Below are 24800 nucleotides of genomic sequence, written 5' to 3' on the forward strand. Positions count from 1 at the left end.
CAGCACCGGCGCGGGCCGTTCCAGTACGAAATCGCCGTCATGCCCGGAATCACGCTCAGGCTCGAAAACGCCCTCAGGACCGAACCCACCCTCGGAGAGTCCGGCGTCCTCGGCCGAACCCGCCTCCGCGACCACCGGAGGTACCGGCCGGGGCCGGTTCCACCACTTCGCCTTCGTGGGCTTCGGCTCGTTCATGTTCTCCCCACACCCGGCCCACGGCGCAACTCGCCGACGGCCACCCCAGATTGCCGACATCCGCGTCCGCGTCCGGGAATCCCTCGGGCGGACGCGCCCCACCCCGGATTCAACCAGGTTCCGGGGCCGCGGCGCAGAGAGCGGGTCAGCGGGCGGTGCGGGAGGAGAGGAACGGGGAGGAGGAGGGGGACGAGACGGGGGCGGGCGCGGCGAGCAGACCCGGGGTCGCGACCTCGGGCGCCATCGACCAGGAGGTCGACACGGCCGGCTGGACCTCCGTGAGCGGACGTATCAGCGGGGACATCGCGGCGGCGCCGGCCACCACGGGGGTCGTCAGCGTGTGCATCATGTCCTGGCCCTGGGGCGCCGGAGCGGGGACTCCGGGCAGCAGCGGCGCGGACACCTCGGTGGGCTGCACCGGGGCGTCACCGAACGCGCGCTGGCCCTGGGCGAGCAGCGGTCCCGTGGAGCGGCGGCGCTGTGTCTCGGGAGCCGTCGCGCTCCCCGAGCCCGGGGTGCGCGTCGGTGCCACGTTGCTTCCGCCGGAGCCGCCGCGCGCGTCCGCGGTGTCACCGGGCACCCCGGTCGACACCCCGCCGAGCGCGACCGCGGCCAGCGACACCGCACCGGCCGCGGCGAAGGCGAAGCGCAGACCGCGCGAGGAGGACCTCTCGGCCTCGTGACGGCTGACGTCATGGATATGGAAGCCGCGTCCGGCGGAAGGGCGCAGCGCGTCCGCGTGCGGCCCGGCGGGCACGTACCCGAAGGGTTCGCCGCGCACGCCGAAGACGCCGGTCACCCCGGAGCCGGAGGGCAGTCTTCCGCCGAATGCTCCCCCGCCGAGCGGTGAGCCGTCACCGCCGTCGAAGTCACCTCCCCCCGGCAGTCCCTGGAGACGGGCCAGGAAGCTCTCGGAAGGGGGCGGAGGGGCGACTTCCGCGAAGACGTTCTTCAGTCGGCGCTGGGCGTCCGCCTCGGCCTTGCACTTCGCACAGGTGGCGAGGTGGGCCAGGACGCGATCGCGCGACTCATGACCGAGCTCGCCGTCCACGAGGGCGGAGAGTCGGTCCCCAAGATGCTGGTCGGCTACACGCCGCTCCGCAGAGTCAGGCCGTGATCCACTCACGCGGTCGCGCCCCCTCCTCCCAGCGCGGGAACTCCCGTGATCGCGAAGCCGCGGCGCTCGGCACGGGCCTCGGGAGACCGGTGCGAGAGGGCCTTGCGCAGCTGCGAGCGACCACGGTGGATCCGGCTGCGGACCGTACCGAGCTTGACGCCCAGGGTGGCGGCGATCTCCTCGTACGACAGTCCCTCGATGTCACAGAGGACGACGGCGGCGCGGAACTCGGGCGCGAGGGTGTCCAGCGCCTGCTGGACGTCCGCGTCGAAGTGCGCGTCGTTGAAGACCTGCTGCGGGGAGGGCTCGCGGCTGGGCAGGCGCTCGGCCGCGTCGTCGCCGAGGGCGTCGAAGCGGATGCGCTGCTTGCGGCGCACCATGTCCAGGAAGAGGTTGGTCGTGATGCGGTGCAGCCAGCCCTCGAAGGTGCCGGGCGTGTAGGTCGACAAGGAGCGGAAGACACGGACGAAGACCTCCTGGGTGAGGTCCTCGGCGTCGTGCTGGTTTCCCGTCAGGCGGTAGGCGAGCCGGTAGACCCGGCCGCTGTGCGTGCTGACGATCTCCTCCCACGTGGGCGGAGTCCACGCCTGGGGCTCCGCGTCGGTGGTGAACGTCGCGGTCTGCGCGGGAGCAGCGGCATGGAACGTGTCAGCGGTGTCGGTCACGGATTTCGGCTCACCCGCTGATCGCAGCAGGCGCCGCAGCACCCGTCCCCGATCCACAGGCGTAGCCGCACCTCCCCTGTCGGCTCTGGTGGTGTCCAGTGGAGCCCCTACCATAGCCACCTCGCCCGTTAGCTCCGGATAAGCGGTTTTACGGGAAATTGATACGCGCTCATATGGCTGTGTCAGCACGTACTCGGCACCTCGCTCCGCCTCCCGCTCCGTCACCTGATCCATGCGCTTCCCCCCGGTCTGTTTCCCCATCCCTCTAAACGCCCGGTCCCATCAGCAGGTTCCCGGCACCAACGGATACAGTCACGCCCAGGCAATCACGGGGACAGGAGAGGGTCATTACCGGCAACCGGCAGACGAGCTGGGCGTTCGCCGACGCCTTTGTCGCCGAGGACGAGGCGCTGCGCTGGGCCCGCGACCGGGCGCGCGAGGCAGGCCTGCGCTCGGTCTCGCCCGGCACGGGCGCCGCGTTGCGCTTGCTCGCCGCCACCGTGGACGCGAAAGCGGTGGCGGAGATCGGGACCGGGGCCGGCGTCTCAGGAATTCATCTGCTGCACGGCATGCGGCCGGACGGGGTACTGACCACCGTCGACCCGGAGCCCGACCGCCAGCAGTTCGCCCGTCAGGCCTTCCGTGCGGCGGGCTTCGCGAGCAACCGCGCGCGCTTCATCCCCGGCCGCGCGCTGGACGTGCTCCCCCGGCTCGCGGACGCCGGCTACGACCTCGTCTTCTGCGACGGCGACCGTCTGGAGTGCCTGGACTACCTCGCTGAATCGTTGCGCCTGCTGCGGCCGGGCGGGCTGGTCGCCTTCGAGGGCGTGTTCGCGGACGGCCGCACCATGGACTCGGGACCGCAGCCCGCGGAGGTCGGCCGGCTGCGCGAACTGCTGCGCGCGGTGCGCGAGAGCCAGGACCTGGTGCCCTCGCTGCTCCCGGTGGGCGACGGCCTGCTCTGCGCCGTCAAGCGCTGATCCGCACCGCCGGGCACCCGCCCGACCCGCCCTGCTCGTGCCCCGAATCCGCTCTGACCTGCGCCGGTACCAAAAGGGCGCGTCGTCGGGCCGTCCTTGACACACCACTGCCCCGGCACCGTTTACGATGCCGGGGCAGGTGAAAAGGTATGGTCGCTTCCGCGTCAGCCGACGACCTTCTTGAGGGCGTCGCCGAGCGCGTCGGCCTCGTCAGGGGTCAGCTCGACGACGAGCCGACCGCCGCCTTCGAGCGGAACGCGCATGACGATGCCCCGCCCCTCCTTTGTCACCTCGAGCGGGCCATCGCCCGTCCGCGGCTTCATGGCCGCCATGCTCGTTCCCCTTCCTGAAACCAGCTCATCGTCGCCGACGGCCCCGTGGAGGGCACGCACGTCCTCTCATAGGACACACGTCACCGGCATCGAACACATTGCTTCCAGGCCATTATCCCGCATCTCAGGACCCGATGACCAACATCAGTCGGCATCGCTTGCGCAACGCGCTTGAGCAAAACCACTCAATTCGGCGATGTGACTGCGATACTGCGCCGCCGCATGGACCTTCCCGGCTCAGAATTCTTTGACGCAGGTCACATGTCCTGTCCGAACCTCGGACCGTGATCCCCGCTCCGTCGTCCTGCATGCTGTCCTCGGACGCAGGACGTACCGACGGGTACGACGGAGCCGCGACACCGAGGGGAACCCACCATGGCCGACACCGTGCTCTACGAGGTGAGCGACGGACTCGCGACGATCACGCTGAACCGCCCCGGGGCGATGAACGCGATGGACACCGGTACGAAGGTCGCCCTGCGGGACGCGGCGCGGCAGGCGGCGGCGGACCCGGAGGTGCGGGCGATCCTGCTCACCGCGGCCGGTGACCGGGCGTTCTGCGTCGGTCAGGACCTCAAGGAGCACATCGGGCTGCTGGCCGCCGACAAGGAGTCGGGGTCGAGGCACACGATGAACACCGTGCGCGAGCACTACAACCCGATCGTGCGGGCCCTGACCGGCGCCCCGAAGCCCGTGGTGGCCGCGGTCAACGGTGTCGCCGCCGGGGCGGGGCTCGGTTTCGCGCTCGCCGCGGACTACCGGATCGTCGCGGACACGGCCGCCTTCAACACGTCGTTCGCCGGGGTCGCGCTGACCGCCGACTCCGGGATCTCCTGGACGCTGCCGCGGGTCGTGGGGCCGGGCCGCGCCGCCGACCTGCTGCTCTTCCCGCGCAGCATCACCGCGCAGGAGGCGTACGAGCTGGGCATCGCGAACCGGCTCGTGCCCGCCGGCGAACTGCGCGCGGAGGCGGAGAAGGTGGCGCGGGCGCTGGCCACCGGCCCGACGGTCGCGTACGCCGCGCTGAAGGAGGCAGTGGCGTACGGCCTGACTCATTCGCTGGACGAGACGCTGGAGAAGGAGGACGAGCTGCAGACGCGGGCGGGGGCTTCCGAGGACCATCTGATCGCGGTGCAGGCGTTCGTCGACAAGGAGAAGCCCAAGTACTTGGGGCGGTGACGTCGCGGGGGCGGCGGGCCGGCCGTGCCCGGCCCGCCGTCTCCCCGAAGCCCTCGGCGCGAATTTCCCCGCGGCTGCCGGCGCGAAGCCTTCAGGGGGTGTCCTTGCGCGCGACGCAGTCCACCAGGTGGTCGTCGACCAGGCCGCACGCCTGCATCAGGGCGTACGCCGTCGTCGGGCCCACGAAACGGATGCCGCGCTTCTTGAGGGTCTTGGAGAGGGCGGTCGACTCGTCCGTGACGGCCGGGACGTCGGACAGCTTTGCGGGGGCCGGGCGGGTGTCCGGGTCGGGCGCGAAGGACCAGATCAGCTCGTCGAGTTCGCCGGGTGCCCAGTCGGCCAGCACGCGCGCGTTGGCGACGGTCGCCTCGATCTTCGCGCGGTTGCGGATGATGCCCGGGTCACCGAGGAGGCGCTCCTTGTCGGCGTCCGTGAAAGCCGCCACCGAGGCGATCTCGAAACCGGCGAAGGCGGCCCGGAAACCCGGCCTGCGGCGCAGGATGGTGATCCAGGACAGGCCCGATTGGAAGGCCTCCAGGCAGAGCCGCTCGTACAGCGCGTCGTCGCCGTGGACCGGGCGGCCCCACTCCTCGTCGTGGTACGACACGTAGTCCTCGGTGGACAGCGCCCAGGGGCAGCGCAGGGCGCCGTCGGGGCCGGCGAGCGCGTCGCTCACCGCTCCTCGCCCTCGGCGTGCTTGTGCAGGGAGGTGGGCCGGGCGGTGTCCGCGCGGGCGCCGGCGAGCGCGGACTCCAGGTGGGCGATCCGGGCGTCGCGCTCCGCGAGCTCCGCGCCGAGACGGCCGAGGGCGTCGTCCACGTCCGACATGCGGTAGCCGCGGGGGGCGAGCGGGAACCGCAGGGCCTCCACGTCCGCGCGGTTCACCGGGCGGGCGGCGGGCAGCGGATCGTCCAGCCGGTCGGGCGCCGCCTCGGGCAGGGGCGCGCTCTCGCCGCCGCCCACCACGGCCAGGGTCACCGCGGCGACCACGACGGCGAGCGCGACGACCAGGAACAAGAACATGAACATCGCTGAGGTCCCCACGCTCTGGTGCCGACGCGGTCGCGCCGGCGCGAAAGTACTGATGCTTACCGACGGCGGAACCGTCGGACTCCGATCGTGCCATGCGAGTCTGACAGTTAAGGTCGCAGGCGGCTAAGCAGTGGGATTCACAGGGAGAGGTCACAGGGGATGCTCAGGCTGGGGAAGCACGAATTCGACCCGCACGAGCCGGTGATCATGGCCATCGTGAACCGGACCCCGGACTCCTTCTACGACCAGGGAGCGACCTTCCACGACGAGCCGGCGCTCGCCCGGGTGGAACAGGCGATCGCCGAGGGGGCCGCGATCATCGACATCGGCGGGGTCAAGGCCGGTCCCGGCGAGGAGGTCACCGCCGAGGAGGAGGCGCGTCGTACGGTCGGCTTCGTGGCCGAGGTCCGACGGCGCTTCCCGGACGTGATCATCAGCGTCGACACCTGGCGGCACGAGGTCGGCGAGGCGGTCTGCGAGGCGGGGGCCGATCTGCTCAACGACGCGTGGGGCGGGGTGGATCCGCGGCTCGCGGAGGTCGCGGCGCGGTACGGGGTGGGGCTGGTGTGCACGCACGCCGGGGGTGCACAGCCGCGGACGCGTCCGCATCGGATCGCGTACGACGACGTCATGGCCGACATTCTGGGGGTGACCGTCGGGCTGGCCGAGCGGGCCGTGTCCCTGGGGGTCGCGCGGGAGTCCGTGCTGATCGATCCGGGGCACGACTTCGGGAAGAACACGCGGCACAGCCTGGAGGCGACGCGGAGGCTGGGCGAGATGGTCGGGACGGGCTGGCCGGTGCTGGTCTCGCTCTCCAACAAGGACTTCGTCGGCGAGACGCTCGACAGGCCGGTCAAGGAGCGGGTGGTGGGGACGCTGGCGACGACCGCCGTCTCGGCGTGGCTGGGGGCGCAGGTGTATCGCGTCCACGAGGTCGCGGAGACGCGGCAGGTGCTCGACATGGTGGCGTCGATCGCGGGCCACCGGCCGCCGGCGGTCGCCCGCCGCGGCCTGGCCTAGCGGCGCCCGCCGCCCCTGCCCGTCCCGCGGACGGCGGCCCCCAGGGACCGGCAGGGGCGGCGGGCGCGAGGAGACCTCCGCCTCAGCGGCCCGCTTCCTTCGACACGAGGGCCACCGCCTCGTCCACCTCGTCCGTGAGGTGGAAGAGGAGGAGGTCCTTCTCGGAGGCCTTGCCCTGGGCGATGAGGGTGTTCTTGAGCCAGTCGACGAGACCGCCCCAGTACGCCGTCCCGAAGAGGACGATCGGGAAGCGGGTCACCTTCTGGGTCTGGACGAGGGTGAGGGCCTCGAAGAGCTCGTCGAGGGTGCCGAGCCCGCCGGGCAGCACCACGAACCCCTGGGCATATTTGACAAACATCATTTTTCGGACGAAGAAATATCGGAAGTTCAGCCCGATATCGACGTACTGGTTCAAACCCTGCTCGAAGGGCAGCTCGATGCCGAGGCCGACGGAGACACCCTTGGCCTCGCACGCACCCTTGTTGGCGGCCTCCATCGCCCCGGGCCCGCCTCCCGTGATGACGGCGAACCCGGCTTCGACCAGCCCCCGTCCGAGCGCGACACCCGCTTCGTACTCGGGAGAGTCCACCGGCGTCCGGGCCGAGCCGAACACACTGATCGCGGCGGGAAGTTCGGCGAGCGTGCCGAAGCCTTCGATGAATTCCGACTGGATGCGCAGGACCCGCCAGGGATCGGTGTGCACCCAGTCCGAGGGCCCCCCGGCGTCCAGCAGCCGCTGGTCCGTCGTGCTCGCCTGGACCTGGCCCCGCCTGCGCAGCACCGGACCCAGCCGCTGCTCCTCCGGTGGCCGCTTCTTGCCCTCGGGGTTGCCAGTAGCCATGTGCGCTCCCTCCGCTTGCAATTGTTCAGCCCCAGCGTAGATCTCAGGTGGTTACGGAGGGGGGACATGCGCATGTCCGCCGCGCACCCGACGGCGCGCACCCGCGTCAGGAGGCCAGCCAGGCCCGCAGCCGCTCCTCGGCCTCGGGGACGGCCGAGGCCCGTACCCGCTCGTCCTCCTTGTGCGCGAGCAGCGGGGCGCCGGGCCCGTAGTTCACCGCGGGCACTCCGAGCGCGCTGAAGCGGGCGACGTCCGTCCAGCCGAACTTGGGGCGGGCCTCGCCGCCGACGGCCGCCATGAAGGCCGCGGCCGCGGGATGGGTCAGGCCGGGCCGGGCCCCGCCGGTGTGGTCGTCGACGACGAACTCGTCCACGCCGCAGTCCGCGAAGTAGTCACGGACGAAGGCCTCCGCCTCCGCCTCGCTGCGGTCGGGCGCGTAGCGGAAGTTGACGACGACGGTGCAGGCGTCGGGGATGACGTTGGTGGCCACGCCTCCCTCGACACGGACGGCGTTGAGGCCCTCGTGGAACCGGAGGCCGTCCACGACGGGCGTGCGCGGCTCGTACGCGGCGAGCTTCGCCAGGATCGGGGCCGCCGCGTGGATCGCGTTGGAGCCCATCCAGGCACGCGCGGAGTGCGCCCGCTCGCCCTTGGTCCTCAGGAACATCCTGAGCGTGCCCTGGCAGCCGCCCTCCACCTCCCCGTCCGTCGGCTCCAGGAGGATCGCGAAGTCGCCCTCCAGCCAGTCGGGGTGGGCCTCCGCCACATGCTTCAGGCCGTTCAGACGGGCGGCGACCTCCTCGTTGTCGTAGAAGACGAAGGTGAGGTCGCGGTTGGGCGCCGGGACCGTGGCCGCGATCCGCAGCTGCACCGCGACGCCCGACTTCATGTCGCAGGTCCCGCAGCCCCACAGGACGCCGTCCTCGTCGAGCCGGGAGGGCACGTTGCCCGCGATGGGCACGGTGTCGATGTGACCGGCGAGGATCACCCGCTCGGGCCGCCCCAGGTTCGTCCGCGCCACCACGTTGTTGCCGTACCGGTCGACCGTGAGGTGCGGCAGGCCCCGCAGGGCGTCCTCGATGGCGTCCGCGAGGGGCTTCTCGGCGCCGCTCTCGGAGGGGAAGTCGACGAGCCGCGCGGTGAGCTCGGCGGCGTCCAGCGTGAGGTCAAGTGGGGTGTCGGCCATGTCCACGACCCTAGCGTCCCGGTGTGCCCGGCCCCATCCGCACCGGGCGTCGCGGTCCGCATCACAGTTGTCCACAACCTCACACCCCGTCAACAGACTCCTCCAGTACCTTGTACGTCGTGCCAGAGCCGTCCCCCACTCCCGCCCGGCGCGGTCGCCTCCTCCGATTCGGAGCGGCCGTCGCGGTCCTGTTCGCGCTCGCGGGCTATCTCGCGGTGCAGTACCTGACGGGAGGGGCCGGTGCGCCGCGCTGCCGGGTCGTCTCGGGCAAGGACGACGACGCGTCGTACGAGTTCACGCCCGAGCAGGCGGTGAACGCGGCGACGATCTCCGCGGTCGGCACCTCACGCCGGCTGCCCGAGCGCGCCGTGGCCATCGCCCTGGCGACCTCGCTCCAGGAGTCGGGGCTGCGCAACATCCGGCACGGCGACCGGGACTCGCTCGGCCTCTTCCAGCAGCGGCCCTCGCAGGGCTGGGGCACGAAGAAGCAGATCATGGACCCGACGTACGCGGCCGGCGTCTTCTACGAGCACCTGGCCAAGGTGCCGGACTACGCCCGGCTGCCGCTCACCGTCGCAGCGCAGCGGGTGCAGCGCAGCGGCTATCCGCAGGCGTACGCGAAGCACGAGCCGGACGCCACCCTGCTGGCCGCGGCCCTGACCGGTCGCGCGGCGGCCACCCTGACCTGTGAAGGGCGCGTGGCGCCCACGCCGGCCGGCGGCCCGGACTCGGTGCGTGCCGCCCTCGTACGCGACTTCGGGCACGACGTGCTCCAGGAGGCGGGTGCCGACGTCTCCGCCCAGGACGCCTCCTCCGCACCGGACGGCACCTCGTCGTCCTCGCCCTCGGCGGCGTCCGGACCGGCGCGGGCGTCGAGCTCTCCTCCCTCCGCCGTGTCCGCGCGGACCGTCACCGTGCCCGTGCCCGTACGCAAGGACGCGGCCACCGGGACCGATGTGCGCGGCTGGGAGCTGGCACACTGGGCCGTGGCCAACTCCTCCGCGCTGCACATCGAGCGGGTGTCCTACGCGGGACAGGAGTGGACGGCCGGGCGCAGGGAGGGCCAGTGGGTCAGGTCCGGCGCACAGGGCGCCCCGGCGGCGGACGAAGACTCCACCGAGGTCCGTATCGTCACCGCGCAGTAGTACGGAGCCTCACCCTTCGGAGGGACGCGCGGAGGCGCCCGGCACCGGGATGGGCGAGTTTTCGCGTGAGCATGCCCGAATCCGTCGGATCCCTTGCGGACAAAGGGCCGCAAGGATTCAGCAGACTATCCGTTCGGGTGTTTTTTGCCCGTTTTTATCCACAGCCGATTATGCGACGCGTTACCAATTCTTTACGTCGGCCCACCGCAACCTTCGAGGGCTTCGAGCGGTAGTCAGTGCGTCCGAGCCCGGAACGATCACCGGCCCGACCGGCAGCCGGCCGGGAGGCCGGCGGTCAACTCCCGGGCGCGATCGGGCACTTCACCGTCCTCTCCCGTCTAAGGAGCATCATGTCCCTCCCCCTGACCCGCCGGATCGCCCGTGCCGCGCTGCTCATCGCGGCGGGAGCGGCGCCCGTGGTCGGTGCGGCCGGCTCCGCCGGCGCGGCGACCGCCCTCCCGGCCACTCCCGACCTCGGCGGGCTCACCGCCCTGGACGGGGCGCACGTCGGCAGCACGGTCGAAGGTGCCACGCAGAACGTCACCGGGCTGGCGGGCACGGCCGGTGGCAACATGGTCAAGAAGGCCGTGCCGGCCGCGGGCAGGACCGGCGACAAGGCCGCCAGGACGGCGACGCCGGCCGCGCGGAAGGCGGCCGGGGGTGCGGCCGGGCAGGCCGGGAGTCTGCTCGGTGACACCACGAAGACGGCGACGGGCGGCGGCCTGCCGACCGACGCCGTGACCAAGGGCGGCCTGCCGACGGGACAGCTGCCCCTGAAGGGCCTGCCGCTCGGCTGACGCCACGGTCGGCCGTACGGCCGGGACACGGCGGAGGGACCCGGGAGGATTCCCGGGTCCCTCCGCCGTGTCCGTGGACACGCGCCTCTAGAGGCGGTCCACCGCCGCGGCGACCCGCTCGTCCGTCGCCGTCAGCGCCACGCGGACGAACCTGTCGCCCGCCGGGCCGTAGAAGTCGCCCGGGGCCACGAGAATGCCGAGCCGCGCCAGATGGGCCACGGTGTCCCAGCACGACTCGTCGCGGGTGGCCCACAGGTACAGGCTCGCCTCGCTGTGCTCGATGCGGAAGCCGTGGCGCAGCAGGGCCTCGCGCAGGGCGACGCGGCGGGCGGCGTAGCGCTCGCGCTGTTCGCGCACATGGGTGTCGTCCGACAGCGCGGCGACCACGGCGGCCTGCGTCGGGGCGGACGTCATCATGCCGCCGTGCTTGCGGATCTCGAGGAGCTCACCGAGGACGGCGGGGTCGCCGGCGAGGAACGCGGCGCGGTAGCCGGCCAGGTTCGAGCGCTTGGAGAGCGAGTGGACCGCGACGATCCCCTCGTACGAGCCGCCGCACACGTCCGGGTGCAGGACCGAGACCGGGTCCGCCTCCCAGCCCAGTTCGAGGTAGCACTCGTCGGAGAGGACGAGGACGCCGTGCTCGCGGGCCCAGGCGACGGTCCGGGTGAGTTCCGCCGCGGAGAGCACCCTGCCGGTCGGGTTCGACGGGGAGTTCAGCCACAGGAGCTTGAGGTCCGTGGGGTCCAGCTCGGTGGGGTCCTCGTAGGCGACGTGGTCCGCGCGGGCCAGCCGGGCGCCCACCTCGTACGTCGGGTACGCCAGGCGCGGGTAGGCCACCTTGTCGCCGGGGCCGAGGCCCAGCTGGGTCGGGAGCCAGGCGACCAGTTCCTTGGAACCGACGATCGGCAGTACGTGGCGGTGGGTGACCCCGCGGGCCCCGAGCCGTCGCTCCACCCAGCCCGTGAGCGCGTCCCGCAGTTCGGGGGTGCCCCATACCGTGGGATAGCCCGGCGAGTCCGCGGCCGCGATCAGGGCCTTCTGGATCAGCTCGGGCACCGGGTCGACCGGGGTGCCGACGGAGAGGTCGACGATGCCGCCCGGGTGAGCGGCGGCGGTCGCCTTGTAGGGCTCCAGCTTGTCCCAGGGAAACGCGGGAAGCCGGTCGGAGACTGCGGACACGGGATCGGGCTCACTTTCTCGTACGGACGACCACCCGTACGTGTGACGGTCACGGACTGCCACGGCAAACGCCTCGGTCCCGTACGGCGTCGAGGCCGTACGGGACCGAGGCGGCGCGTGTGCGGGCCGCTTACTGGTTCTGCGGCGGCAGCGCTGCGATGAAGGGGTGGTCGCGCTCGATCAGACCGAGCTTGCTGGCGCCGCCGGGCGAGCCGAGCTCATCGAAGAACTCGACGTTCGCCTTGTAGTAGTCCTTCCACTCTTCCGGAGTGTCGTCCTCGTAGAAGATCGCCTCGACCGGGCACACCGGCTCACAGGCTCCGCAGTCGACGCATTCGTCCGGGTGGATGTACAAGGACCGGGAGCCCTCGTAGATGCAGTCGACCGGGCACTCCTCGATGCACGCCTTGTCCTTGACGTCGACACAAGGCTGCGCGATGACGTAGGTCACGCTGTCGTTCCTCCTCGATAGGGCGCTGGCGGGCCTCCGTAGGCTCCGCCGCCTGGCGCGCGGGAGCGCGGCGTCGTCGATGCCCGCACCTAGTATCTCCGTTCCGGGGCATGATCCGAACAGGAGGGGTGAACTGACCTGTGGAAATCTCTGCGGCCGGACGGCTCAAGGTCCATATCACCGCTGCTGACGTGGGCAAACGCGTCTCTGTCCGGCAGTCGATCGAAGATGGCCGTGCGGGTGAGAAGTTCACCGACACGGTAGGTGTTCTCACATCATGGGACGGCGGCGTGCTGCTGATCACACGACGCGGCGGGGAGAGTGTCCGGATTCCGGAGTCCTCGCTGGTGGCGGGCAAGGTCGTACCGGCCGCCCCGGCGCGTCGCCGCGGGCCCGCGGCCTCGTACGAGGAGCTGGCGCGGGTCGCCGCGCGCGCCTGGCGGCCGGTGGAGAGCGAGCGGCTCGGCGGCTGGGAGCTGCGGGCGGCCTCCGGCTTCACGCGCCGCGCGAACTCCGTGCTGCCGCTCGGCGAGCCCGGTGTACCGCTGGACGAGGCGCTGACCCGGGTACGCGACTGGTACGCGGCCCGTGGACTGCCCGCCTACGTGCAGACCGCCACCGGCGCCGAGGGCACGCAGGAGCCGCTGTGCGCGGAACTGGAGGCGCGCGGCTGGACCCGTGAGGTGACGGCCGAGCTGTGGACCGGTCCACTGGCTCCGCTCGCCGACCGGGCGGCTCCCGATGTCGCCCTGTCCCGCACCGCGGACGCCGCGTGGCTCGGCCGCTATCAGCGCAAGGGGCTGAGCGACGTCGCCCTGGCGGTGCTGGGCGGCGGGCCCTCGGTGTGGTTCGCGACGGTTCCCGGCGCCGCCGGTGAGGCACCGGTCGCGATCGGGCGGTGCGTCGTGGACGGCCGGTGGGCGGGTTTCGCGGCCGTCGAGGTGGACCCGGCGCAGCGTCGGCGGGGCCTGGCCGGCGCCGTCATGGCCGCGCTGGCCGGCCGGGCCCTGGACGAGGGCGCCTCGGCGGCCTGGCTCCAGGTGGAAGCGGACAACACGGGAGCGCGGGCGCTCTACGCGGGCCTGGGCTTCGCCCCGCACCACGCCTACCACCACTACCGCGCCCCCCACACGCCGGACGAGCCAGGCGCCCCCGGCAGTCCCGGCGCCCCCGGCAGTCCCGGCGGCACCGGCAGTCCCGGCGGCACCGGCAGTCCCGGCAGTACCGGCGGTCCCGGCGGTCCCGGCGACGACAGCGCACCCGGCACCCCGACCGCGCCCGGGGGCACCGCCCCGCACACCGCCCCACGGGCCTCCCGCAGCAGCGCCCCGCGGGACCCCGAGACCGCCGCCCCACCCGCCGCGCCACCCCCGCCCGGCAGCGACAGCTCGCACACCACCCCGCCCGCGCCCCACGACGCCGACCCGCACACCACCCCGTGGGAGCCCGGCGCCCCGCCCTTGGCCGGCGGCGACCGCTTCCCGTCGGCGTGACGGGGGGCGAGGCCGCCATGGGTTCCCCACGTCCCCCGGAGCCGGAGCGTGCCGCCGAGGTGCGGCGGCTGTTCGCCGAGCAGGCCCGGGCCGAGCGGCCGGATCTGGCGCTGCTGTGTCTGCTGGCCGGGGCCGCGGCGGACGGGGAGCTGGACGACGCGGGCATCGACGCGGCGCAGATCGAGCTGGACCAGCTGGCCGGACAGCTGCCGTTCCAGCCCGGCGGACCGCGGTCCTGGGCCACCGCGCTGGCCGAACTGCTCGGCGGGCGCCGCGGGTTCCGGGGCTCGCCCGGCGACTACCAGCGGCTCGAGTCGTCACTGCTGCACCACGTGCTGCGGCGGCGCCGGGGCCTGCCCATCCTGCTGTCCGTGGTGTGGGTCGAGGTGGCCAGGCGGGCCGGCGCGCCGGTGTACGGGGTCGCCCTGCCCGGGCACTTCGTGGTGGGCTTCGGACCGCCCGAGCAGCAGGTGCTCGCCGATCCCTTCGACGGTGGCCGGGTGCTGAGCGGCCCGGACGCCGAGCTGCTCGTCCAGGGGGCCACCGGTGCGCCCCTGCGGCCGTCGATGCTGGGGCCCGCCGATCCGCTCGACGTGGTCGTGCGGGTCCTGAACAACATCCGGGCGTGGGCAACCGTACGGCCGGAGCGGTCGGACGTGGCCCTGTGGGCCGTCGAGCTGTGCCTGCTGATGCCCTCGCATCCTGCCCGGCTGCGCTACGAACGGGCTCAACTCCTGGTACAGCGAGGCGAGTTCCTGGCCGGGGCGGTGGAACTGGATGCGTACGCCGACGTCGTGACCACGGTGGATCCCCCCACCGCGGAGCGGGTGCGGGGACAGGCCAGGGCGGCGCGGGCGATGCTGAACTGAGGACGCCGGGGCCCCGGTGCCCGGAACGGCGAACGGCGTCGGGGCCCCTCGCGCCGGATCGCCGGACGCCACCCGCCCGGCGGGGAGGGAGGGCCGGACGCGGCCCTACAGCCAGCCCTTCTCCCGCGCGATCCGCACCGCCTCCGCGCGGTTGCGGACGGCCAGTTTCTGGATGGCCGTGGAGAGGTAGTTGCGGACCGTGCCCTGGGAGAGGTGAAGGGCCTTGGCGAGCTCCGCGTTGGTGGAACCGTCGGCCGCCGCGCGCAGCACCTCGCGCTCGCGGTCGGTCAGGGGATTGGCGCCCTCGGCGAGGGCCGCGGCCGCGAGACCGGGGTCGATGACCCGCTCCCCGGCGAGCACCTTGCGTACCGCCGCGGCGAGTTGGGCCGCCGGGGCGTCCTTGACCAGGAAGGCGTCGGCACCCGACTCCATGGCGCTGCGCAGATAGCCGGGGCGTCCGAAGGTGGTGAGGATGAGCAGCTTGATGCCGGGGAGTTCCTTGTGGACCTCGGCCGCGGCCTCGATGCCCGTCTTTCCCGGCATCTCGATGTCGAGGAGCGCCACGTCGACGTCGTGCGCGCGTGCGGCGGCCAGCACCTCGTCGCCGCGCGCCACCTGGGCGACCACCTCGATGTCCGGTTCGAGACCCAGCAGGGCCGCCAACGCCTCGCGGACCATCGACTGGTCCTCGGCGAGCAGGACCTTGATCGTGCGGCTCATGCACCGGATCCTACGGTGTGCCTTCCGGCGCCGGGAGGGCCCTCGGCCGGCACCCGTGCGACCAGCCGGAAGCCTCCGCGCACCCGGCCCGCCTCCAGCGTCCCGCCGGCCTTCTCCAGGCGCTCGGTCAGCCCCGTGAGCCCGTTTCCCGGCCCGTCGCCGGAACCGCCCGACCCGTCGTCCTCCACGACCAGTTCGAGCACCGGGCCGTCCAGCGTCTGCCGGCGGACGAGTTCCACCACGCAGCGCCGGGCCCCGCTGTGCCGTACGACGTTGGTGATCGCCTCGCGCAGCGCCCAGGCCAGCGCGGACTCGCTCTCCTCGGCGACACCGGGGACACCCGTGGCACCCGTGGCACCCACGGCACCCGCGGCACCGGGGCAACCCGTCGCGCCCTCGGCACCCGCGGCCCCGCCGACCAGGCCGAGGTCCTGCTCGGTCGGCAGGTCCGCCGTGACACCGGCCGCCGTCAACGCGACCTGCGCTCCCGCGAGTTCGCCGGACAGCCGGGGCCTGCGGTAGCCGGTGACGGCCTCGCGCACGTCGACCAGGGCCTGCCGGCTGACCTGTTCGATGTCGGCGACCTGCTGGGCCGCCTCCTCGGGCCGGCCGGGGAGCATCCGTCCGGCCAGCTCGCTCTTGAGCGTGATCAGCGACAGCGAGTGGCCGAGCAGGTCGTGCAGGTCCCGGGCGAGCCGCAGGCGTTCCTCGTTCGCGGCCAGTTGGGCCACCGTCGCACGGGCCTCGCGCAACGCGATCGTCGTGCGGATCAGTTCGCGTACGCCGGTCATCGCGAAGCCGCCGAGGAAGGCCGGGATGAGCAGCCCCGCCAGATACGCCCTGCCGCCCGGGACCGCCAGCGCGATCGCCGCCAGCAGGGCGGAAACGGCCGGGATGGCCCAGCGCGACATCCGCAGCGGGAGCACGGCGCCGGACGCGATCGAGACGTACACGAACAGGACGAGCCACTCCCGTCCCAGGGTGAGGGCGAGAAGGCCGGACTGGGCCGCCAGTACCGTCAGCGAGCCCAGCACCAGGGGGGTGGCCTCGCCGCGGCCGGTGCGGAAGACCAGCAGGCCGTACCAGGCGACGAAGACCACCAGGCCGATCCAGCCGAGGACGACGACACCGGTGCTGTGGCCGCCGTGCACCAGGTCGCTGACGGGCGCGCTCAGATAGACGAGCCAGATGCCCGTCCAGACGGCCTTGATCAACCGCTGTCTGTGGTTCCGCGGGGGTTGCCCGATGCCGACGCTGCTCACGCTTTCAGCGTGTCCTTCCGGTACAGCCAGGCCGCGCCGCCCGCGAAGAGGAGGAAGGACACGGCGAGGATGGCGAGGTCCTTCGCGTGCGGGGCGTCGCCCAGTTCGATCGACCGCCCGAGGGCAGCGTACGCGTGGGTCGGCAGCCAGGACGCGATCTTCTGCAGCCAGTCGGGGAACGTGGTCGTGGGCATCCACAGGCCGCCGAGCACCGACAGTCCGAAGTACAGGATCATCGTGATCGGCCGGACCGCGTCACCGCTGGCCAGATAGCCGACCGCCACGCCGAGCGCGGCGAAGACGAGGCTGCCGGCCCAGATGGCGCCGGTGAGGGCGAGCCACTGCCAGGCGTCCAGCCGTACGTGCTTCACGGCGGCGGCGACCGCGAAGACGACCACGATCGACGGCAGGCTGATCACGGCGGCGCTGGCGGTCTTCGCCAGCACATAGCCGCGGCCGGGCAGCGTGGTGAGCCTGAGCTGCCGTACCCAGCCGCTCTCGCGCTCCTTGGCGATCCGTTCGCTGTTGCCCATCAGTACGGCCGTGAGCGCGCCGAAGGAGGCCATGGAGACCATGAAGAAGGTCGGCAGGGTGAGCCCGGTCCCGTCGACCTTGGTGGTCTCGTCGGCGCTGCCCGCGATCAGCAGGAACAGGGCCGAGGGGTAGACCACCGAGAAGAACAGGAACTTCTTGTTGCGCAGGGCCCGGGTGATTTCGAGACGGATGAGGCTGTTCACTGCGACTTCGCCTCCTCGGCGGCGGTGATGGCGACGAAGGCCTGCTCCAGGCCGAGCCCGGCGACTTCGAGGTTGCGGGGGTAGAGACCGAGCCCGTACAGCGCGTGCACGGTCGCGTCGGCGTCGGAGGACTGGGCGCGGACGGTGTGCCCGGACACGTCGATCGTCGTCAGGAAGGGCAGTGCCCGCAGCGCGGCCTCGTCGATGGGGCCTTCCAGGTCGAAGGCGATCCGGCGGGCGCCTGCCTTCGCCTTGATCTCGGCGGCGGTGCCGTCGGCCAGCAGCCGCCCCCGGTGCAGTACGAGCACCCGGTCGGCGATGGCGTCGGCCTCTTCGAGGTAGTGCGTGGCGAACAGCACGGTCCGGCCCTGGTCGGCCTGCTCGCGCATGGTGGCCCAGAAGGCCTGGCGGGCGGTGACGTCCATGCCCGTGGTGGGTTCGTCGAGCACGATCAGATCGTTGGCCCCGGCGGTCGCGAGCGCGAAGCGGACGCGCTGTTCCTGGCCGCCGGAGAGCTTGTTGACCTTGCGGTCGGCGATCTGCGAGATGCCCGCGCGGGCCAGCACCTCGGTGACCTCGAACGGCTTCGGGTGCAACTGACAGGCGAGCTTGACCAGTTCGAGGACCGTCACCTCGTCCATCAGGCCGCCGCTCTGCAGCATGGCGCCCACCCGGCCGCCCACGATGGCCTCGCGGGGGCTGGTGCCGAACACCCGGACGGAGCCGCTGTCGGCGTGCTTGAGGCCGAGCAGCAGGTCGAGGGTGGTCGACTTGCCCGCGCCGTTCGGCCCCAGCAGGGCGACGGTCTCGCCCGGGTGCAGGTCGAGCGTGAGCCCGTCCACGGCGCGCACGCTGCCGTACGTCTTGGTCACCTGGTCGAATCCGACCACCGGGGTGGTGGGCGGTGCCGCTGTCGTTGTCATGGCGACCATGGTGGCCTCCGGGACCGGGCGCCGGGCAGTGTCGGCGGTCCCGAGTGCCGGATGACAGATGTCATACGGGCCGGGTGACGTGCCGGGGTGACGTGCCCGGGTGGCGGACACGGCGAGGGGGGCGCCCGGTGGGCGCCCCCCTCGTGTTCCGCGGCGGGTCTAGCTCGGGTTCGTGGCGATGACCGCGATCCGGTTGGTCTTGCTCATCAGCGCCTGGCGCAGGGCGCCGTAGACGTCCTGGGGCGTGACGGGCGTCTTGTCGCCGTTGCCCCGGGTGATGAGCACACCGTCGAACGTCTGGCCGTAGAGCGCCTTCAGGGCGTTCAGGTCGGGCTTGTCGACCAGTTTGCCGTCGGTGGCCGTCACCCGGAGGAACTTCCACAGCGACTTCTGCGGACTCAGCGGGATCGAGTGCGCCACGTCCGTCCGTACGATCACGGGGGCCGACATCGCGGGCTGGGCGAACTTCGTCATCATCCGGTCGACCTCGGCGTCCGAGACGGTCGGCTGACGGGTCGTGGTGGCGACCTTCACCGGGGTGGCGGCGCCGGTCTCGACCTGCGTGCGGTACGCGTCCACGACGGCCTGGACGGAGCCGGCCACGTCGACGCCCTTGCCCGCCTTGCCGTAGACGGGGACGGCCTTGCCGGACTCGAACGTGATGGTGCCGTCGTTCGCCGAACCGGCGCCACCCGCGACCCGTTCCAGGGCCGCCTGGAGCTTCTCCTTGTCGACGGGCATGTTCGGCTCGACGGCGCGCTTCTGGCCGAACAGCGAACCGATCACGGAGACGGGGTTGTAGTCGCTGCCCGCGGCGGCGCGGACGGTGGCCTGGCTGTTCAGCTGGAGCCCGGCCTGATCCGGCTTGAGCGAGACGGTCGTGCCGTCCACCACCAGCTTGAGCGGCTTCGTCGTATTGCCCGCGAACGCCTCGTCGAGCTTCTTGACGGCATCGTCCCGGGTGCCGCCGCCGATGTCGACGCCGAGCACGGTGGTGCCCTTGGGCACGTCCGAGTGGTTCATCAGGAGCCCGGCACCGTAGGCGCCACCGGCGAGGACCACCACGAGGAAGCCCAGCAGGGCCCGCTTCTTGCGGCCCTTCTTCTTGGCCGGCTTGGACGACGCGGCCGGCTTCGGGGCCGGCTCGGGCGCCTTCGGCGGAGTGTGCGACAGCGGACCGTCGGTGTGCGCGCCCGGTCCGAACGGGGAGTTCGGGGCGGACGGTACGACGGGGATACCACTGGTCAGCGTGTGACCGGAGACGTTCTCCCCGGCGCCGCCGTAGCCGTGGCCGCCCGGATCGGGCGCGGGCTTCTGCGGGGTGAGGATCGCGGTGTCGTCGCTGAGCCCGCCCCCGGAGTAGCCGGCTCCCATGCCCGGACCGCCGAGGCCACCGGGCCCACCGGGTCCGCCGTGACCACGCGGACCACCAGGACCGCCCGGACCACGCTGACCGCCGAGGCCACCCGCGGCCAGGCTGCCCGGAGCCACGCCCGGACCGGCCGGCGGCGCCATCGGGCCGTCTCCGGTGACCGGACCGCCGGTCGGACCCACCGGGCCGCCCACGCCGTTGTCGGAGAAGTTCTCCGCGAAGTACGGGAGGTCGTCGCGGCGCGGTTCCATGCCCGGTCCGCCGGAGCCGCCCGGGCCTCCGTCGCCACCGGGTCCGCCGGTGCCGATGGCCGGGAAGGACGCCGTGTTGCCCAGCGCCGCGGAGACGTCGAAGGAACCGGTGCCGCCGCCGTGGCCGGGTGCCACGGGTCCGGCGCCGGTGGCACCGGGCAGCCCGGCACCGTTCGTGCCGCCCCCTCCGGGACGGGGAATGTTCGCTCCGCCGGGCCGGACTCCGCCGGTGATGCCCAGCGGACCGGCGCCGTTCGCGCCGGCCGGCGCGCCCGGGGCGCCGTTGCCGCCCGGCGCACCCGCGCCCTGCGGCGACGCGGGACCGGCGGGACCCGAACCACCCGGCAGGCCCGCGCCGTTGGTGGAGCCGCCGCCCGGGCCGCCCTTGGGCGCACCGGACTTGCGGGGCGCGAACCAGTCGCTGGACTTCTCCCCGCCCCCGGCACCGGCCTCGGCCGGAGCGTCGGTCGCGGGCGCCGCCGCGGTCGGCGGCGGACTTATGGCGCGCTGCGTCTCGGCGGGCGGTCCCGTGGGGGCCGCGGGCTCGACGGGCGCGTCGGCGTCCCCGACCGGTGTGCGGACGACGACCGGCGGGATGGGCCGCGATCCGGGGATGTTGATCCGGATGCGTGTCGTCAGTGTGGTCTCGGTCTTGCGCTCCTCCGGCGGGGTGCCGCCGGCCGAACGGCCCGTGTCGGCACCGATCTCGGAAGCCGTGGGGGTCCCGTAGGGGGGCGTCCCCGACGGGTACGCGGCTCCACCGCGCCCGTTGGGCCCGGAGGACGAACTGTCAGTTTCACGACTCAAGGCAGGTTCTCCCGGTTGGCTCCGCCGCCCGTTTACTCGACCTCATCTCGGGCAGCTCGGCGGCGCGCACCACCATACTGGCCGTGTCCGGCCCGCAAACCTCGCCCGCCAAGGAAACTGCCACAGGACCCGCACCGGTCCGATACGGCGAAGTGGTACGTCACTTCCCAAGTCGGACGGCGGAGCCGTCCGGTTGCCGCCCCAGCCCAAGGGTGGCACAGATCACAGCGACCGCCATCCCGCCGAGCAGGAAGAGGTACGAGCCGAGGCCCGCGCCGAAGAGGAAGTCCCCTTCCGGGCGGGTGGCGGTGAGCAGCACGACCGCGACCATCCAGCCCGCCGCGGGCGCGACGGCACCGGCCCGGGAGCCGGTGGCCCGGGAGCCGCCCAGGAAGAGCCCGGCCGCGCCCGCCACGGCGAGCAGCAGGCCGCCCGGGAACCAGCCGGCCTGCACCAGCGTTCCGGCCGTCCCGACCACGGCGCCGAGCACGAACAGCCCCGTGTAGGCGGCCGCCCGCCCGAGCGAGGGGGTCCGCAGCGGTTGGGCGAGCGCGTCGCCGCGCCGTCCGCTCGTACCACTCGTGCCACTCGCAGTCATCGTGTCTCCGTCTCCGTCCGGTCACCGGTCCCGGTGAACAGATCCGTCTCCCGGTCCGCGCCCGAGCGCTCCCCGCGCACCAACTCGTAGTACTCGGTGGTGAAAAGTGGCTGGGCCAGCGCGTTCGACAGCGCGAACCACGGCTCGGCCACCTCGATCTGGGTGGCGTGCGCCCGCATGGCGGCGGCCTTCGCGGGGGCGTACGCGGTTCCGTCGATCTCGGTGGTGATCACCGCGTCGTCAACGACGCCCGGTACGTCGGCCACGGCGGCGGACGCGTCGAAGGGCAGCCCGGGGAGTGCCGCGCGAAGCCGCGCGAAGCCGTCCTCGGCGACCGGGCGGGGTACGCGGTTCCAGTAGACCTTGGCGATCGTCCAGGGTGCGCCGAGGTCGGGGCGGACGGCGGGGTCCGCGGCCAGTTCGGTGGCGCGCACGGCCACGCGATGGGCCTGGATGTGGTCGGGGTGCCCATAGCCCCCGTCGGGGTCATAGGTGACGAGCACATGGGGGCGTACCTCACGGATCACCTCGACGAGGTGGGCGGCGGCGCCGTCCACGTCCGCGGACCAGAAGGCGCCCGCGCGGTGGTTCTGCTCGGCGCCCATCATCCCGGAGTCGCGGAACCGCCCGGGGCCCCCGAGGAAGCGGTGGTCGGTGACGCCCAGTTCCTTCATGGCGGCGGCCAGCTCGCCGGCGCGGTGCGGGCCGAGGCCGCCCTCGCGGTCGGGTGCGAGGTGCGCGAGTCCGGGCGGGATGACCTCGCCCTCCTCGCCGAGCGTGCAGGTCACCAGCGTCACGAGGGCGCCCTCGGCCGCGTACCTGGCCATGGTCGCGCCGTTGTTGATCGACTCGTCGTCCGGGTGCGCGTGCACCAGGAGCAGACGCCGGTCGGGCAGTTCCGTCATGGCACCCACCCTACGAGGCGCCCGTCCCCCGGGGTGCTGCCCGGCCCCCCGTCGCTCCTGGTCGTCGTGGTCATGGTGCCCTCCGGACGGCGCCTCGGGCGGCATTTCGGGGCGGGCCGCGGCGCGAGCGGTGCGCGGAGGCGGGGGCTTCGCCTCAGAGGGCCGCCCGGAGGCCGGACCGGCAGTCCCGGCAGCGGCCTGGTCCGGGGGCCCGGAAGGCCCGCTCGCAGCCGTCGCAGGTCTGGAGCGGGTGCCGGACGTCCGGCGGCCGCGCGGGCGCGCTGAACGGCGGCGGAGGCGGCAGCTGGACGGCGAGCCGGTGCGCGAGCAGGGCGGCCGGGCGCCGGAGTCCCTCGGGCGGCAGATCGCCGGTCAGCGCGTGGCGTGCGGCGCTGGGGCTGACGTCGAGCTCCAGCCAGGCGGCGACGCCGGGGGCGAGGTGGGCCGTGTCGTGGGCGGAGAGCAGCAGGCGGGGGTCGTGGCGCCGGAGGTCCGCGAGGAGGTCGGTGGCGGCCTGGAGGAGGGCGGGGGGCGCTAGGGTTCTGCGTATCCGTCGGGAAGCTCCTACTTCCTCGGTGGTCAGGCCCTCGCACTGGGATTGGCGTCCCGGCGAGGGCCGTCGCATGTCTGCGGTTGTGTCGCGCCGAGCGTAGGGCGGGCAACGGCCCCTGGATCCAGTCGAGTCGGTGATGTTCCCTCGCGCGAGTGAGCGGCCGTCGCGGGCGGGAGGGGTGGGGCTCGGCAGGGTTCTTTCACCGTCGTGTTCCTTGGGGGAGACCGCCCCTGGTACCGGATCACGAGTGGCCGGGTTCCGGTGGGAGAGCCAGTTCCGCCCACACCGTCTTGCGCGGCGGCGGTCCCGGTGCCGTGCCCCAGCGGCCGGCCAGCGCGTCCACGAGGACGAGTCCCCGGCCGCACTCGGCATCGGGTGCCGTGCCCGGGAGGACCCGCGGGAGACGGTCGTCACGGGTGTCGCTGAGCTCGATGCGCAGGGTGTCGCCGACGACGTGGAGCGTGAGCCGGAAATCCCGTCCCGGTACCCGGCCGTGCGTCGCCGCGTTGGCCGCCAGTTCGGCGACGATGTGCGGCGCCCGGTCCAAGGCGATCCCCCAGGCGCGGAGTTGCTCCGTGGCGAGCAGCCGGGCGAGCCGGGCGCCGCGCGGTGTCGGCGACAGGAGGACGCTGAAGTCACGGATGGGGGTGCCGGTTTGGACTTCGGGGGCGGCGCTTTCTTGGTTCACATGACTCAGCGTGGCGGCGCACACGTACCGTGAACAGTGATGACGCCGATACGTACGGTGACTGTCCGGACGTTGTCCGGTCGTGTCCGGGCGGTCCGGAAGAGGCCTACGGGTAGGGGGCGTCGCGGCACGGTCGTACGACGGAGGGGTGCGGGATGTCGGTGGACACCGAGGCGGGGCGGCTCAGGAGCGAGGCGGACGAGCCGGGCTGGGAGGTCGATCCGGACGACGACTGGGGTGTCGCGGTCGTCGCGACCGTGGGGCGGCAGCTGAAGCTCCGGCGAGAGGCGGCGGGAATGCGGGCGGCCGAGTTCGGCAGGGCGGTCGGCTACGGCGAGGACATGGTCTACAAGATCGAGGGCGGCAAGCGGATTCCCCAGCCCGAGTTCCTGGACAGGGCGGACGAGGTCCTGGGCGCGGGCGGGTTGCTCTCGGCGATGAAGGAGGACGTGGCGAAGGTCCGGTACCCGAAGAAGGTGCGGGAGCTGGCGAAAATGGAGGCGCAGGCTGTTGAGCTCGGGGCGTATGTGGGGCTCAGTCTCCACGGCTTGCTACAGACGCCGACACATGCGCGGGCTCTCTTCGAAGCGTGGCAACCCGCGTACGCGCCCGAGGAAGCGGAGCGAATGGTTGCCGCCCGCATGGCCCGCAAGGCGATCTTCGAACGGTCACCTGCACCCGCTCTCTGCTTCGTGCAGGAGGAGGCGACACTCCGGCGGCCGGTCGGGGGCACAATGGTGTGGCGTCAGCAGCTCGAACATCTGCTGGAGGTGGGCCGGTTGCGTAACGTCACGCTTCAGGTGATGCCGACGAACGCCGACGCCCACCCCGGACTGAGCGGGAAGATCGAGGTGCTGAAGTTCGCGGACGGCACGGCCGTGGGCCGCTCCGACGGCGCGTACAACGGCCGACCGATCTCGGATCCGAAGCAGCTCCGGATCCTTGAGCTGCGGTATGGCACCATCCGGGCGCAGGCGCTCACGCCACGGGAGTCGCTGGCCTTCATCGAGCGAGTGCTGGGAGAAACATGATCCGCAATGCCTCCAGTGGAGACGGTTCCGAGCTGAAGTGGTTCAAGAGCACTTACAGCGACGGGCCCGACGGCAACTCCTGCGTCGAGATCGCCACCACCCCCAACACCGTCCACGTCCGCGACTCCAAGCACGCCGACGGCCCCCGGCTCGCGCTGACGCCGGACGCGTGGGCCGGCTTCGTGTCGTACGCGTCGCGGGGCTGACCGGTACGCAAGAGCGGGCTCCGGTCGTGTGCCTCCCGGAGCCGCACGCCCGCGCGGGTCAGAACTTGAAGCTGCCGATCATGTCCGCGACGTTCGTCGTGAGGTCGCTGATGGTGGGCGCGATCGTCGAGGAAGCCAGATAGAACCCGAACAGGACGCACACGACCGCGTGCCCGGCCTTCAGTCCTGACTTCTTCACCAGGATGAAGACGATGATCGCCAGCAGCACCACCGCCGAAATCGAGAGTGCCACGGCG

Annotated in this window: 26 protein-coding genes and 2 pseudogenes; 9 read left to right on the forward strand and 19 right to left on the reverse strand. The window is 72.6% G+C overall.

Going from position 1 to position 24800, the window contains the following annotated elements; genetic code table 11:
• Positions 1-340: 340 nt before the first annotated feature.
• Both GFH48_RS15115 and sigE read right to left on the reverse strand, forming a co-directional pair.
• A complete protein-coding gene (locus GFH48_RS15115) occupies positions 341-1321 on the reverse strand; it encodes an anti-sigma factor family protein (protein ID WP_153288774.1) in 981 nt (326 codons plus the stop codon).
• The gene (gene sigE / locus GFH48_RS15120) at positions 1318-2019 is read right to left on the reverse strand and encodes an RNA polymerase sigma factor SigE (protein WP_148011030.1); all 702 of its coding nucleotides are present in this window, start codon (positions 2017-2019) and stop codon (positions 1318-1320) included. Before sigE ends, GFH48_RS15115 begins: the two co-directional genes overlap by 4 nt.
• Positions 2020-2258: 239 nt before the next feature.
• On the opposite strand from sigE, the gene GFH48_RS15125 reads away from it, so the two are divergent.
• Positions 2259-2957 (forward strand): O-methyltransferase, encoded by a 699-nt coding sequence (locus GFH48_RS15125; protein WP_153288775.1) that lies wholly within the window; start codon positions 2259-2261, stop codon positions 2955-2957.
• Between the two features lie 164 nt (positions 2958-3121).
• On the opposite strand, the gene GFH48_RS15130 is transcribed toward GFH48_RS15125, so the two are convergent.
• A complete protein-coding gene (locus GFH48_RS15130; RefSeq protein ID WP_003966491.1) occupies positions 3122-3289 on the reverse strand; it encodes a DUF3117 domain-containing protein in 168 nt (55 codons plus the stop codon).
• A gap of 375 nt (positions 3290-3664) precedes the next feature.
• On the opposite strand from GFH48_RS15130, the gene chcB reads away from it, so the two are divergent.
• Positions 3665-4468: a 2-cyclohexenylcarbonyl CoA isomerase gene (gene chcB / locus GFH48_RS15135; protein ID WP_153288776.1), complete on the forward strand. Its 804-nt coding sequence runs from the start codon at positions 3665-3667 to the stop codon at positions 4466-4468.
• Between the two features lie 91 nt (positions 4469-4559).
• Here the strand turns inward: chcB and GFH48_RS15140 are convergent, their stop codons facing one another.
• Positions 4560-5144 carry a DNA-3-methyladenine glycosylase I gene (locus GFH48_RS15140; protein ID WP_153288777.1) on the reverse strand — a complete coding sequence of 195 codons (585 nt, stop codon included), beginning with the start codon at positions 5142-5144 and terminating at the stop codon, positions 4560-4562.
• The gene (locus tag GFH48_RS15145; protein WP_153288778.1) at positions 5141-5497 is read right to left on the reverse strand and encodes a DivIVA domain-containing protein; all 357 of its coding nucleotides are present in this window, start codon (positions 5495-5497) and stop codon (positions 5141-5143) included. The genes GFH48_RS15140 and GFH48_RS15145 overlap by 4 nt, the downstream gene beginning before the upstream one ends.
• Positions 5498-5659: 162 nt before the next feature.
• Here GFH48_RS15145 and folP point away from each other — a divergent pair, with 162 nt between their 5' ends.
• Complete coding sequence (folP, locus tag GFH48_RS15150; protein ID WP_153288779.1) at positions 5660-6520, forward strand: dihydropteroate synthase; 861 nt, start codon at positions 5660-5662, stop codon at positions 6518-6520.
• 82 nt (positions 6521-6602) lie between these two features.
• Here folP and GFH48_RS15155 read toward each other — a convergent pair whose 3' ends face one another.
• Both GFH48_RS15155 and dapE read right to left on the reverse strand, forming a co-directional pair.
• On the reverse strand, positions 6603-7361 hold the full coding sequence (locus GFH48_RS15155) for an LOG family protein (protein ID WP_153288780.1): 759 nt from the start codon (positions 7359-7361) through the stop codon (positions 6603-6605).
• 106 nt (positions 7362-7467) lie between these two features.
• A complete protein-coding gene (dapE, locus tag GFH48_RS15160) occupies positions 7468-8547 on the reverse strand; it encodes a succinyl-diaminopimelate desuccinylase (RefSeq protein ID WP_153288781.1) in 1080 nt (359 codons plus the stop codon).
• Positions 8548-8666: 119 nt separating this feature from the next.
• On the opposite strand from dapE, the gene GFH48_RS15165 reads away from it, so the two are divergent.
• Together GFH48_RS15165 and GFH48_RS15170 are read left to right on the forward strand one after the other, a co-directional pair.
• A complete protein-coding gene (locus tag GFH48_RS15165; protein WP_153288782.1) occupies positions 8667-9692 on the forward strand; it encodes a heavy metal transporter in 1026 nt (341 codons plus the stop codon).
• A gap of 350 nt (positions 9693-10042) precedes the next feature.
• The gene (locus GFH48_RS15170; RefSeq protein ID WP_153288783.1) at positions 10043-10489 is read left to right on the forward strand and encodes an ATP-binding protein; all 447 of its coding nucleotides are present in this window, start codon (positions 10043-10045) and stop codon (positions 10487-10489) included.
• An 87-nt stretch (positions 10490-10576) separates the two neighbouring features.
• Here the strand turns inward: GFH48_RS15170 and GFH48_RS15175 are convergent, their stop codons facing one another.
• Complete coding sequence (locus GFH48_RS15175) at positions 10577-11668, reverse strand: bifunctional succinyldiaminopimelate transaminase/glutamate-prephenate aminotransferase (protein WP_153288784.1); 1092 nt, start codon at positions 11666-11668, stop codon at positions 10577-10579.
• A 130-nt stretch (positions 11669-11798) separates the two neighbouring features.
• Positions 11799-12119: a ferredoxin gene (gene fdxA, locus GFH48_RS15180; RefSeq protein WP_018089397.1), complete on the reverse strand. Its 321-nt coding sequence runs from the start codon at positions 12117-12119 to the stop codon at positions 11799-11801.
• Positions 12120-12259: 140 nt separating this feature from the next.
• Here fdxA and GFH48_RS15185 point away from each other — a divergent pair.
• Positions 12260-13246, forward strand: a pseudogene (locus GFH48_RS15185) (GNAT family N-acetyltransferase); the annotation flags it as partial.
• 383 nt (positions 13247-13629) lie between these two features.
• On the forward strand, positions 13630-14481 hold the full coding sequence (locus GFH48_RS15190) for a transglutaminase family protein (protein ID WP_153288785.1): 852 nt from the start codon (positions 13630-13632) through the stop codon (positions 14479-14481).
• Between the two features lie 105 nt (positions 14482-14586).
• On the opposite strand, the gene GFH48_RS15195 is transcribed toward GFH48_RS15190, so the two are convergent.
• The 9 genes and pseudogenes from GFH48_RS15195 to GFH48_RS15235 all read right to left on the reverse strand — a co-directional run bounded on the left by GFH48_RS15195 (position 14587) and on the right by GFH48_RS15235 (position 23306).
• On the reverse strand, positions 14587-15201 hold the full coding sequence (locus tag GFH48_RS15195) for a response regulator transcription factor (protein ID WP_153288786.1): 615 nt from the start codon (positions 15199-15201) through the stop codon (positions 14587-14589).
• Positions 15198-16463: a sensor histidine kinase gene (locus tag GFH48_RS15200; protein WP_153288787.1), complete on the reverse strand. Its 1266-nt coding sequence runs from the start codon at positions 16461-16463 to the stop codon at positions 15198-15200. Before GFH48_RS15200 ends, GFH48_RS15195 begins: the two co-directional genes overlap by 4 nt.
• On the reverse strand, positions 16460-17200 hold the full coding sequence (locus GFH48_RS15205) for an ABC transporter permease (protein WP_153288788.1): 741 nt from the start codon (positions 17198-17200) through the stop codon (positions 16460-16462). The genes GFH48_RS15200 and GFH48_RS15205 overlap by 4 nt, the downstream gene beginning before the upstream one ends.
• Entirely contained in the window at positions 17197-18123 is a 927-nt protein-coding gene (locus GFH48_RS15210) for an ABC transporter ATP-binding protein (protein ID WP_194280593.1), read from the reverse strand. Before GFH48_RS15210 ends, GFH48_RS15205 begins: the two co-directional genes overlap by 4 nt.
• 168 nt (positions 18124-18291) lie before the next feature.
• A complete protein-coding gene (locus tag GFH48_RS15215) occupies positions 18292-20562 on the reverse strand; it encodes a hypothetical protein (RefSeq protein ID WP_153288790.1) in 2271 nt (756 codons plus the stop codon).
• A gap of 160 nt (positions 20563-20722) precedes the next feature.
• Positions 20723-21160, reverse strand: coding sequence for a DUF6113 family protein (locus GFH48_RS15220; protein ID WP_153288791.1), 438 nt, complete (start codon positions 21158-21160; stop codon positions 20723-20725).
• Positions 21157-22065, reverse strand: a complete 909-nt coding sequence (gene mshB / locus GFH48_RS15225; protein WP_153288792.1) for an N-acetyl-1-D-myo-inositol-2-amino-2-deoxy-alpha-D-glucopyranoside deacetylase — start codon at positions 22063-22065, stop codon at positions 21157-21159. Before mshB ends, GFH48_RS15220 begins: the two co-directional genes overlap by 4 nt.
• A 154-nt stretch (positions 22066-22219) precedes the next feature.
• Positions 22220-22594 (reverse strand): annotated as a pseudogene (locus GFH48_RS15230) (helix-turn-helix domain-containing protein); the annotation flags it as partial.
• Between the two features lie 265 nt (positions 22595-22859).
• On the reverse strand, positions 22860-23306 hold the full coding sequence (locus GFH48_RS15235; RefSeq protein WP_153288793.1) for an ATP-binding protein: 447 nt from the start codon (positions 23304-23306) through the stop codon (positions 22860-22862).
• Positions 23307-23461: 155 nt separating this feature from the next.
• On the opposite strand from GFH48_RS15235, the gene GFH48_RS15240 reads away from it, so the two are divergent.
• Together GFH48_RS15240 and GFH48_RS15245 are read left to right on the forward strand one after the other, a co-directional pair.
• Entirely contained in the window at positions 23462-24337 is an 876-nt protein-coding gene (locus GFH48_RS15240) for a helix-turn-helix domain-containing protein (protein WP_153288794.1), read from the forward strand.
• Positions 24334-24543 (forward strand): DUF397 domain-containing protein, encoded by a 210-nt coding sequence (locus GFH48_RS15245; RefSeq protein WP_153288795.1) that lies wholly within the window; start codon positions 24334-24336, stop codon positions 24541-24543. The genes GFH48_RS15240 and GFH48_RS15245 overlap by 4 nt, the downstream gene beginning before the upstream one ends.
• Before the next feature lie 58 nt (positions 24544-24601).
• On the opposite strand, the gene GFH48_RS15250 is transcribed toward GFH48_RS15245, so the two are convergent.
• On the reverse strand, positions 24602-24796 hold the full coding sequence (locus tag GFH48_RS15250) for a hypothetical protein (protein ID WP_153288796.1): 195 nt from the start codon (positions 24794-24796) through the stop codon (positions 24602-24604).
• Positions 24797-24800 lie beyond the last annotated feature (4 nt).

The sequence above is a fragment of the Streptomyces fagopyri genome (assembly GCF_009498275.1).
Classification (GTDB): domain Bacteria; phylum Actinomycetota; class Actinomycetes; order Streptomycetales; family Streptomycetaceae; genus Streptomyces; species Streptomyces fagopyri.